We start from the raw sequence: 9,889 nt of genomic DNA on the forward strand, positions 1-9,889 counted from the left end.
AGGAACACCTCCACCGCATGCCTTCCCCGCACATCCGCACCTTCCCCGTGTCCGACCCCGCCTCCGGCCCGTACGCACTCGCGTCCGGCCCCGACGGTGCACTGTGGTGCACCCTCGTGCACACCGGCCGCATCGCCCGCCTGACCCCCGACGGTCACCTCGAAGAATTCGCGCTGGACTCCACCGGCTGCGGGCCCGCGATCATCACCCCCGGGCCCGACGGGGCCCTGTGGTTCACCCGCATGCGGGACGACCGCATCGGCCGGATCGACACCTCAGGGCGATCCCGCTCCTACGCCCTCCCCGCCACCGCCGCCGGGAACGGGGCCACCCCGTACGGCATCACGGCGGGGCCCGACGGCGCGCTGTGGTTCACCCGGGCCGGCGCCGACCGGATCGGCCGGATCGACACCGACGGCGAGGTGAGCGAGTTCCCGCTGCCCTCCACCGGCGGGTTCCCGGCCTTCATCACCGCGGCGGCGGACGGCGCCCTCTGGTTCACCCTGAACCGGGCCGGCGCCCTCGGCCGGATCACCGTCGACGGCCGGATCACCCTGTACCCGCTGCCCGATCCGGAGTGCGGGCCGGTGGGCCTGACGGCCGGCGCCGACGGGGCCCTGTGGTTCACCGAGATCAACGCGGGCCGGATCGGCCGGATCACCACCGACGGCGAGATCACGGAGTTCCCGCTGCCCGATCCGGCCTGCCGCCCGCACGCGATCACGGCAGGTCCCGACGGGAGCCACTGGTTCACCCAGTGGGCCACCGGCCGGGTGGCCTCCCTCTCCCCCGACGGCCGGATCACCGAAACCCCGCTGCCGGACTCGGGCAGCGAGCCGCACGGCCTCGCCTTCGGTGCCGACGGCGCCCTCTACACGGCGCTGGAGCACGGTGTGATCGCCCGCATCGCGTAGGCCTTGGCTCGTCCCCCGACTGCGCGCTCCGTCAACCCGACCTACGCTGATCGGGTGGCGCGTTCCTCATCGGAGGTGAGGCGATGTCCGGGTTCCGGAGGGTGGCCGCCGTCCTGGCCGCCGGGGCGGCGAGCACGCTGCTGGCGGGGTTCGCGGCGCCCGCCGGCAACGGCATCGAGGACGAGGGTGCGCAGGTGATCGTCGACCGGGCGCGGGCCGAACTGGCCGGCGCCCGGTCCGTGCGCATGGTGGCGCAGGTGCAGGACGCGACGGGGACCACGACCCTGGACCTCCACCTCGACGTGAACGGCAACTGCACCGGAAGCGTCGGACTACCCAAGGGCGGCGGCAGCGCGGACGTCGTCAAACGGGGTCAGGACGTGTGGCTGAAGCCCGACGACGCTTTCCTCCGGTCCCAGGTGCCCGGGCCGGCCGGCGACAACGCGATCGCCCTGATCAACGACCGGTGGATCCACGGCAACGCCGGGAACGCCCTGCTGCGCGGGCTCACCCAGGTCTGCGACCTGAAGGACTTCCAGCGCACGTACGCCTCACGGCCGACCTCGGAGAAACTGACGAAGGGCGGCACGACCAGCGTCAACGGGCAGGCGGCGGTCACGGTCACCGGACGCGACGGCGGCGACACGGCCACGTACTACGTCGCCACCGAGGGCGAGCCACGCCTGCTCCGGGTCGAGGGCGTCGAGAGCGGCCAGCGGGGCCGCGCCGACTTCTCCGCCTACGGAGAGCCCGTGCCGGCCAAGACCCCGCCCCCGGAGCAGTCCGTGAACCTCTCCGAACTCCAGTAGCCCCAGCAGGGCTCAGCGGTCGCTGCCCCAGCGCCAGACCAGCTCCCCGCCCTCGGGAACACCGGCCCACCGGGCGGCGGCCGCGTCCAGGCGGGGCCCGGTGCGGGCCAGGGCCTCCGGGCCGATGGGCGGGCGACCGACGCCCCGGCCCTCCGCGGGCAGCCCGCGCCACACGCGGTAGGCCCAGTTCACGGAGAGCTCCGCGGCCATCACGGCGTCCCCGCCGCGGCGGAGCACCTTCATGCCGGACCTGCGGTGCCGGCCCGGCTCGACCGTCTCGAAACCCTGGAACGTGGCTCCGCGGGCCATCGCGCCCCAGAAGCCGTCGTCGATGCCGAGGGCGGTCTCCACGACGGCGTGCACCAGGTCGTGCGGCATGGTGGGGCCGATCGGCTGGGCGGGCAGCCTGACGTCCGGGCCCTTGCGGGCACGGACGAGGATCTCGTGCTGGTTGTCCGGCAGCTTCCGGAAGGACATCTCCATCGCGAGGGAGGGTAGGTCGGGGGCGCCGCCCGCGCCAACGGGATTTCTGGGCCGGCGGCGGGCACCTGCGCGGACCGTCGGCGTGCACCGGCCCGGGTCCGGTCCGGGTCCGAGATCGGGCTCGGTACGGGCTCGGTTCGGGCTCGGTTCGGGCTCGGCTTCGGCTTCGCGCTCGGGTTCCGGCGGTCAACCGCGGTCCGGGCGGGTCGCGGTGACGAGGTAGTAGTCGAGGATGCGGCGCTCGTACGCCCGGAAGAAGTTCCGCGGCCAGGTGCCCGGCGCCCACAGCCGGGCCAGCCAGGTGTCCCAGCCCGTCCAGACCTCCGGTCCGATGGAGTGGGCCCGGGCGTCCGCGAGCCCGGCCGCGCCGAGGGCGTCGGTGAGCGCGGCCACCGGGCGGGCGATGTCCAGCCCGGTCTCGAACGTGTGCAGCAGTCCTGCGAGTTCGGCCGGCCGGTCGGGGGTGTCGTCCACGGTGAAGAAGCTGGCGACGGCCACCCGGCCGCCCGGTCGCAGCACGCGCGCCGTCTCGGCGGCGAAGGCGGGCAGGTCGGGGAAGTGCTGGGCCGCCTCCACGCTCACCACGGCGTCGAACTCGCCGTCCCCGAAGGGCATCCGCTCGGCGGCGCCCCGGACGAAGCGCAGCCGCCCGGGCTCCTCGCGCAGCAGGCCGGCGTGCGCGCCGCGCGCCCGCTCCAGCTGCTGCGGGTGGATGTCCATGCCGGTGACGCCGGCGGGCCCGTACTCCGCCAGGGCGAGCGCGCTGCCCATCCCGAGCCCGCAGCCCACTTCGAGGAGCCGCGTCCGCGCGAGCGGCGCGGCGGCGTCGAGGACCCGCCGGTACAGGTCCTGCTGGCTGCGGATGCGCTCGGCCTCGCCGAGGGGGGCGCTCAGGTCGATCGCTTGCCAGTAGCCGAAGTTGATGAACCCGCCGGCGAAGACGGACTCCCGGCTCAGGTCCGCCGGACCGTACGTCTCCGCGACCGCCGGCCGCATGGCCGGGTAGGACTCCTGGGCACCCTGGGCCACGATGTGACACCTCCTGGAACGCACGCCGTCGTGCCGACTCCGCCAGTCTGGCATCCCCGTGCACCCGTGCGGGCGGTCTCCGGCGTCACGGCCGGGGCGGAACGGGCCGCCGCGGAACCGGCCGTGCGGGCTCCGGCCGGGGCCGGAGCACCCTCATGTCGACGCCGTCTTGAACCTCAGGGGGAAAGAAGGGTCGTCGTCACCGTGTCGCAGGAGGAGCAGGGCGATGTCGTCCGTGCGGGGTCCGGCGTGCCGGGCGTGCCCGATGAGGTTGTCGGCCACCAGGTCCAAGGAGGCGTGGCGCGGGGTCCGGGCGAGGCGGGCAGCCGTCTCTCCGATGGCGTCCCCGATGTCCCGGCCCGGGGTCTCGACCAGGCCGTCGGTGTACAGGGCGAGGAGCGCGCCGGGGTGGAAGGGGACCTCGGTCGCGGTGTACGCCGTCTCGGGGTCGATGCCGAGCAGGAGCCCCGCCGGCAGGTCGAGCACCGCGGTCGAGCCGTCCGCGCGGCGCAGCAGGGGCGGCGGGTGGCCCGCGGTGGCCAGGCTGGCCCTGCGGCGGGTGAAGTCGATGTGGACGTAGAGGCAGCTGGTGAACAGGCCGGGCTCGAGGTCGGTCAGGAGCCTGTTGGTCCGGGCGAGGACCTCCGCCGGCGGTGCGCCGGCGGTGGCGTGGACGGCGGTGCGGACCTGACCCATGAGGGCGGCGGCGTTGACGTTGTGCCCCTGGACGTCGCCGATGGCGGCGGCGACGGTGGCGTCGTCGATGCGGATCAGGTCGTAGAAGTCGCCGCCGATGTCGAGGCCCTGGGCAGCGGGCAGGTAGCGGGCCGCCACCTCCAGCCCCGGAACCTGCGGCAGCACCCGGGGCAGCAGGCCCGTCTGCAGGCTGCGGGCCAGTTGGTGGGTGGAGTCGTACAGCCGGGCCCGCTCCAGGGCCTGGGCGATGAGGCCGGCGATGGCGGTCAGGATGGCGCGCTCACCGGGCGCGAACGTGCGGGGGTGGGAGTAGCCCAGGATGAGGGAGCCGACGGGCCGGCTGGAGGAGATCAGGGGCAGGAAGGCCCAGGCGGCCATGCCGTCCAGGACCATCGTCGCGGGGTAGGCCGCCAGCAGCTCGTCCGGGCTGCCGAAGAACAGCGGGTTGCCGGTGCGCAGGACGTGCGTGCGGGCGGTGTCGGCGGAGACGGGCACGCCGTCGAAGCGGGCCATGAGCTCGGCCGTGTATCCGCGGAAGCCGACGATGCGCAGCCGCTGCTCCTCCTCGACCAGCAGCGCCATGGCATGGGCGCCCAGTGCCGGGACGAGTTGGTCGGCGGCCTTGTCGACGACGTCCTGGGCGTGGGCGGCCTCGGTGAGGGTGGCCGCCAGGTGGATCAGCTGGTAGAGGGCGTGGGCCCGGCTCGGCGAGGGCTCCGTCTCGGCGGCCGGTGGGGCGGCGGAAGGCACCGGCTCCTCCGCGGTCTGGGTGATGCGGACGCTGAGCCCGCTGGCGTCCGGGTAGAGGTCGAAGCGCAGGCGGCGGCCGTCCGGGTGGTCGGCGAGGAAGCTCCGCGGCATCCGGCTGATCATGGCCGCCCGGTAGTGGTCCTCGATGGTGGGGTTGTCCATCCAGGGCAGCGCCTCCCACGGCAGGGCGCCCACCAGCCGGGAGACGGGCTCGCCCAGCAGGTCCGCCGCCCGCTCGGTGATGAAGGTGACCTTCCCGTTCAGGTCGAGGGCGCAGCTGCCCCCCGGCAGCCGCCGGATGAAGGCCAGGCCGGCCGCCGCCTCCACGGGTCCCGGAGTGCGCGGCGGGCGCGGCGCCAGGATGACCGGGTGGGGCGTCGGCTGGATGGCGCGGCCCTCGTCGGCGGCCCGGCGCAGGATGCCGGCGATCCGCCGCGCACCCGATTCGAGGACCTGCCGCTCCCCGTCGGTCAGGCGCGGACCGTGCGAGCCGGGCCACAGCAGAACCAGTCCGGCGCCCGTGCGCTTCTCCGCCGCCGCGCCGGACGCGTCCAGCGGGGTGGCGGCGAGCGCGAAGCGGTACGGCACGACCAGGCCGACCCGCGGGTAGCGGCGGGCCGTGTCCTCCAGGCCGCCCAGCCATACGAGGCGCTGTTCGCGGACCGCGTCGGCCACCGGGACCGGATCGTTGAGCCCCACACGGGCCCAGGGGCTCGCGAACTCGCGGGCGACGCCGACGGTCACCGCGAGGTGCAGCACCCGCCCGGTGGGCTCGGGCAGGTAGAGCATGCCGATGGACGCACCCGCCTCGGCGCAGGTCTCGACCAGCGCCTCCTCCATCAGCCGGTGGCCGGCACCCCGGTCCCGTACCGGTTCGTCTCCCACGTGACCATGGTCACCCCGGACCCACCCGCGCGCTCGGCCCGACCCGCCGCGCCGCCCCGGGCGCTCCCGCCCGCCCCGGGAACGGGCACGGGCCGTCGGCGGCCGGACACGGAGCGGGAGGGAGCGGGAGGCCGGGGGCGGTCCCTACGACCGGGCGGCGAAGGCCCTGGTGAAGGCCAGCGGGGCCTGCAGGACGGACGAGCAGGTGGCGTCGGCCTGGTTCTTCGCGCCGCCGGGGCACTGCTTGTCGCGGGTCCCCGACCACATGGAGAGCCAGCCCAGGCCCTTGCTACGGGCGAAGTCCGCGAGCTGGGTGGCGTCCTCGACCGTGAATATCTCGCTGGTCACGTCGTTGACGCCGATCATCGGGGTGACGGCGACCGTCTTCCAGGCCTCGGCGTCCGAGAGCCCGAGGACGCCCTTGATCTGGGCCTGGGTGGCGGTTGCGGCCTGGATCGCGTAGCCGCCCATGTCGCCGCTGTACGCCGGCCCGTAGTCCATCGCCATGATGTTGACGGCGGCGATGGACACGCCGTTGCGCTTGGCATTGGCGAGCAGGTCCACGCCCGGCTGGGTCAGGCCCTCGGGCATGACGGGAAGGGTGTACGAGACGTTGAGGCCGGGGTGCTTCTTCTGGAGCATGGCGATGGCCTGGGCGCGCCGGGTGTTCGCGGCGGTGTCGGGCAGGGCCGCACCCTCGATGTCGAAGTCGGCCTTGGTCAGCCCGTACGCGTCGATGACCTTGCCGTACGCGGCCGCCAGGTCCGCGGCCGAGGAGCAGGCCAGGGCGAGCTCGGAGCCGGCGGCGCCGCCGAAGGACACCCGGACGTCGCCGCCCTTGGCCCGCAGGGCCTGGATCTGGGAGGCGACGTGGTCGGAGCCGAGGGCGGTGACGCCGCCCCAGAGCGGGTTGCAGCCGCCTCCGGAGGTGATGAAGGCGAGGTTGAACTCCTTGACGCCGGTCTGGTCGGCCGTGCCGACGAGGTCGAAGGCGGGGTAGAGCGAGGTGTCCACGTACGGCGCGAACGGGGCGGCCTTCGTGGTGCCGCCCGGGGGGCGGGGCGCGGTGGGGGTGGGCTTCGCGGTCGCGGTGGCGGTTGCCGTGGCCGTGGGGGTGGGCGCGGTCGTGGGGCGGGTGGTGGCCGTGGGGCTCGGGGCGGTGGTGGGGCGGCCCGTGGGAAGGGGGGTGGGGCCGGAGCCGGCCGAGCACTTCTCCTTGTTGATGAGGCAGCCGGTGGGGTTGCCGGGGGCGCCGCCCTGTGCGGAGGTGACGAAGCCGACGGTGGTGGAGGCCCCGGGCGCGAGTCCGGCGGTGTCCCAGCGCGGCGGCTTGACGGTGACGTGCCCGCCGCTGACGGTCTTCTCGCCGTTCCAGAGGGAGGACAGGGCGGTCCCGGTGGGCAGGTCGAACTCCAGGGTCCAGTCCTTCAGGGGCTGGCTTCCGGTGTTGGTGATGACGTACTGGCCCGTGTAGCCGGTGTCCCAGCTGCTGGACTTGGTGAAGGCGGCGCCCACGGAGGCCGCCTGGGCGGTGCCGGTGAGGGCGATCGCGGTGCCGGCGACGGCTGCCGTCAGGGCGAGCGCCCCGGCCGCCTTGGCCTTGGGGCCGGCGGTGCGGCGGTGTGCGTTCCTGGTCATGACTGCCTGCCTCATCGGTGCGGGGATGGGGGACGGGGCAGCACGCTAGCGATCCGGAATCGGACAAAACGCCAGTTCGAGCGCGGGAGCCCGGTTCTTGAGGCCCCCTTAAGGAAGGGATCGGCCGGGGTTAACGAGCGTCCACCGGCAGGCCGACGATCCGGTCCGCGCGGGCGGTGGCACGTGTCGGGGCGGTACGACATCGGGCGTCTACGGAGGCGGTGCCCGGGGAAGGGTGGTTCGGTCGGGCGTGACGGTGCGGGAAGGGAGTGTGCGGTGACCGGAGACGAACGGGAGCGGTCCGGGTCGGGGTCGGGGCGGCGGGGGACGGTGTCCGCGGCCGAGTTGTTCGACGGTCTGGGACTCGACTACGAGCGTGCGTTCGGGCGGCTGCCGGCCCAACTGGCGGCGGTGGAGTGGCTGTCCGCGCGCCTGGCCCCGGGGGCGCGCGTCCTGGACGTCGGCAGCGGGACGGGGCGGCCGGTCGCCGACCGGCTGGTCCGCGCCGGCTGTGAGGTGACGGGGATCGACGTGTCCGGGGCGATGGTCGGGCTGGCCCGGGCGCAGGTCCCCGGGGCGCGGTTCGAGCAGTGCGACGTACGCGGTTTCAGTGCGCCGGAGGGGAGCTTCGACGCCGTCTGCGCGTTCTTCCCGCTACTGATGATGAGCCGGGCTGAGGCGTCCGCGGCACTGGAACGGATGGCCGGCTGGGTGGCGCCCGGCGGCTACCTCGTGTCGGCCACGGTGCCGGCCGATGTGGAGGGCGTCGAGATCGAGTGGATGGGGCGCCGGGTCGAGGTCTCCAGCTTCTCGACCGAGGAGTACCTGCGCCGGCTGCGCGAGGACTGCGGGCTGGAGGTCCTCCACCACGCCGTCTCCGGCTTCGAGCCGGAGGGGGAACTCGCGGCCCCCGAGGAGCACCTGTTCTGTTACGCCCGCCGACCGGCCGCCCAACGCTGAACGGCGGGGGCGCCCGGCGGGCCGGGCGCCCCCGGAGGAGGACGGGGCACGCGGCACGGTGGGGGGCGGGCCCACCGTGCCGTGTGGGTTCCGGCTGCCCGGGCCGGCGGATACAGCGGGCCGGGGTGGGCGGGTCCGGCCGTCAGGTGTTCGCCGGGTCGGGCTCCACCTGCCGGAGTTCGGCGAGCAGTTCGTTCCGCCCGGCCAGCATCTCGGTGAGGATGCGGCGGGCCGCCCGCAGCAGGTCGGCGACGTCCCCGCCGGCCAGGGCATAGGTCACCGTGGAGCCTTCGCGGGTGGACACCACGATGCCCGAACGGCGCAGGACCGCCAGCTGCTGGGAGAGGTTCGACGGCTCGACGTCGATCTCGGCCAGCAGGCTGCGGACCGGTTTGGGGCCGTCCTGCAGGAGTTCCAGCACGCGTATACGGACCGGGTGGCCGAGCATCCGAAAGAACTCCGCCTTGGCCTGGTACAGCGGCACCTGCATTCCCACGACGCTCCTGCTGCTCCTCGGTCCCGTTGCCATGTCCCGCGATCCCCACCACCGGACGACCTTCGTGTCCATCGTCCCGTCCCGTCGGCCCACGCGGAACCGAAGTTGACTGCTTTCGGATGTGCCGAGTTGAAGAAATTTGCAACTCATGGGCATGCGTGGGCCGGTCGGGGCGCTGCGTCTAGACCTCCAGATCCGCCTCGATGCGGCGCAACTGGTGACGGGCCATGGCCAGGTTGGAGCGGCCCTTGTCCAGCACGAGGTAGAGGAACAGACCGGATCCGCTGCGGCTCTTCAGCACCCGGATCAGGTGGTACTGGTTCCCGAGCGTGATCAGCAGGTCCTCGATCTCGTCCTGCAGTCCCAGCATCTCCATGGTGCGGACCTTCGCCCGGATGACGTCGGTGTTGCCCGCCGCGGCGACCCCGAGGTCCAGGTCCTTGCTGCCCCCCAGCGTGCCGAGGGCCATTCCGCTGGTGTAGTCCACCAGGGCCACGCCCAGCACTCCGTCGATCGAGGTCATCGCTTCCTTCAGTGACACTTCCACGTTGGCCATGGCCGTACCTCTCGTCCTGCGCTCTGCCGTTACCGGCACCGGATCTTCCGTAACGGGACGCTACCGAGCGACGGCCGCCGAGCGGGCGAATCCCCGGATTCGGCGAAAAACCATCGGCTTACGACGCGCGGGCGGGGCGGACGGCGGTGCCGCGCCGCCCCCGCGACCGGCAGTGCACCTCGTCTTTCGGGTTGATCCGGAGTCACCGGGGCGGCGTGCGGGGCCGGCCGGGAAACCCCTGCCGGAGCGACCGTCGAACACGCGACGATTCTTTTCGGCCTGGAGGACACCGGCCCGCACGCCACACGGCTCACGCGGCGAGCGCGGCGGGCTCGTTGAGGTGTGCGGCGGCCGTGCGCCAGGCACCCGTGACCGCGCGGTGCGCCTGCCGCGTCCGAGCGGAGCCGTCCCCTCTCAGGTGGACGGGAGCACCGACGTGGACGTGCAGGTCGGGGCGGCGCAGCGGGGCGGTGACGAGGCCGGCGATCTGCTTCGCGGCGCTGCCCGAGGTGACGCGGCGGGCTCCGGCCTGCCCGACCGGCACGACCGGAGCGCCGGTGCGTGCGGCGAGCCGGGACAGCCCGCTGCGGAATTCGCCGGGCGCGGCCTCCGCGGCGTCCCGCCGCACCGGAATGCACCCCTCGGCATACATGAGGACCAGCCGGCCCTCCCG

At 74.0% G+C, this 9,889-nt stretch carries 9 protein-coding genes and 1 pseudogene; 3 read left to right on the top strand and 7 right to left on the bottom strand.

Annotated features, from left to right (window positions below; translation table 11 throughout):
- Positions 1-17 precede the first annotated feature (17 nt).
- Positions 18-914, top strand: a complete 897-nt coding sequence (locus tag ACFV7Q_RS29385) for a virginiamycin B lyase (protein ID WP_385432887.1) — start codon at positions 18-20, stop codon at positions 912-914.
- Between the two features lie 83 nt (positions 915-997).
- The gene (locus ACFV7Q_RS29390) at positions 998-1,723 is read left to right on the top strand and encodes a hypothetical protein (protein ID WP_385432889.1); all 726 of its coding nucleotides are present in this window, start codon (positions 998-1,000) and stop codon (positions 1,721-1,723) included.
- A gap of 12 nt (positions 1,724-1,735) precedes the next feature.
- Here ACFV7Q_RS29390 and ACFV7Q_RS29395 read toward each other — a convergent pair whose 3' ends face one another.
- The 4 genes from ACFV7Q_RS29395 to ACFV7Q_RS29410 all read right to left on the bottom strand — a co-directional run bounded on the left by ACFV7Q_RS29395 (position 1,736) and on the right by ACFV7Q_RS29410 (position 7,204).
- Entirely contained in the window at positions 1,736-2,206 is a 471-nt protein-coding gene (locus ACFV7Q_RS29395; RefSeq protein ID WP_385432891.1) for a hypothetical protein, read from the bottom strand.
- Between the two features lie 186 nt (positions 2,207-2,392).
- Positions 2,393-3,235, bottom strand: a complete 843-nt coding sequence (locus ACFV7Q_RS29400; protein ID WP_385432892.1) for a class I SAM-dependent methyltransferase — start codon at positions 3,233-3,235, stop codon at positions 2,393-2,395.
- A gap of 153 nt (positions 3,236-3,388) precedes the next feature.
- A complete protein-coding gene (locus ACFV7Q_RS29405; protein WP_385432894.1) occupies positions 3,389-5,566 on the bottom strand; it encodes a SpoIIE family protein phosphatase in 2,178 nt (725 codons plus the stop codon).
- 144 nt (positions 5,567-5,710) lie between these two features.
- Entirely contained in the window at positions 5,711-7,204 is a 1,494-nt protein-coding gene (locus ACFV7Q_RS29410; protein WP_385432896.1) for a cellulose binding domain-containing protein, read from the bottom strand.
- Positions 7,205-7,480: 276 nt separating this feature from the next.
- Here ACFV7Q_RS29410 and ACFV7Q_RS29415 point away from each other — a divergent pair, with 276 nt between their 5' ends.
- Positions 7,481-8,164 carry a class I SAM-dependent methyltransferase gene (locus tag ACFV7Q_RS29415; RefSeq protein WP_385432898.1) on the top strand — a complete coding sequence of 228 codons (684 nt, stop codon included), beginning with the start codon at positions 7,481-7,483 and terminating at the stop codon, positions 8,162-8,164.
- A 142-nt stretch (positions 8,165-8,306) separates the two neighbouring features.
- Here ACFV7Q_RS29415 and ACFV7Q_RS29420 read toward each other — a convergent pair whose 3' ends face one another.
- The 3 genes and pseudogenes from ACFV7Q_RS29420 to ACFV7Q_RS29430 all read right to left on the bottom strand — a co-directional run.
- Positions 8,307-8,654 carry an ArsR/SmtB family transcription factor gene (locus ACFV7Q_RS29420; RefSeq protein WP_385432900.1) on the bottom strand — a complete coding sequence of 116 codons (348 nt, stop codon included), beginning with the start codon at positions 8,652-8,654 and terminating at the stop codon, positions 8,307-8,309.
- A gap of 187 nt (positions 8,655-8,841) precedes the next feature.
- Positions 8,842-9,216, bottom strand: coding sequence for a hypothetical protein (locus tag ACFV7Q_RS29425; RefSeq protein WP_360627210.1), 375 nt, complete (start codon positions 9,214-9,216; stop codon positions 8,842-8,844).
- A 310-nt stretch (positions 9,217-9,526) separates the two neighbouring features.
- Positions 9,527-9,889 (bottom strand): annotated as a pseudogene (locus ACFV7Q_RS29430) (1-acyl-sn-glycerol-3-phosphate acyltransferase); the annotation flags it as partial.

This window comes from Streptomyces sp. NPDC059851 (assembly GCF_042732005.1).
Lineage (GTDB): Bacteria > Actinomycetota > Actinomycetes > Streptomycetales > Streptomycetaceae > Streptomyces.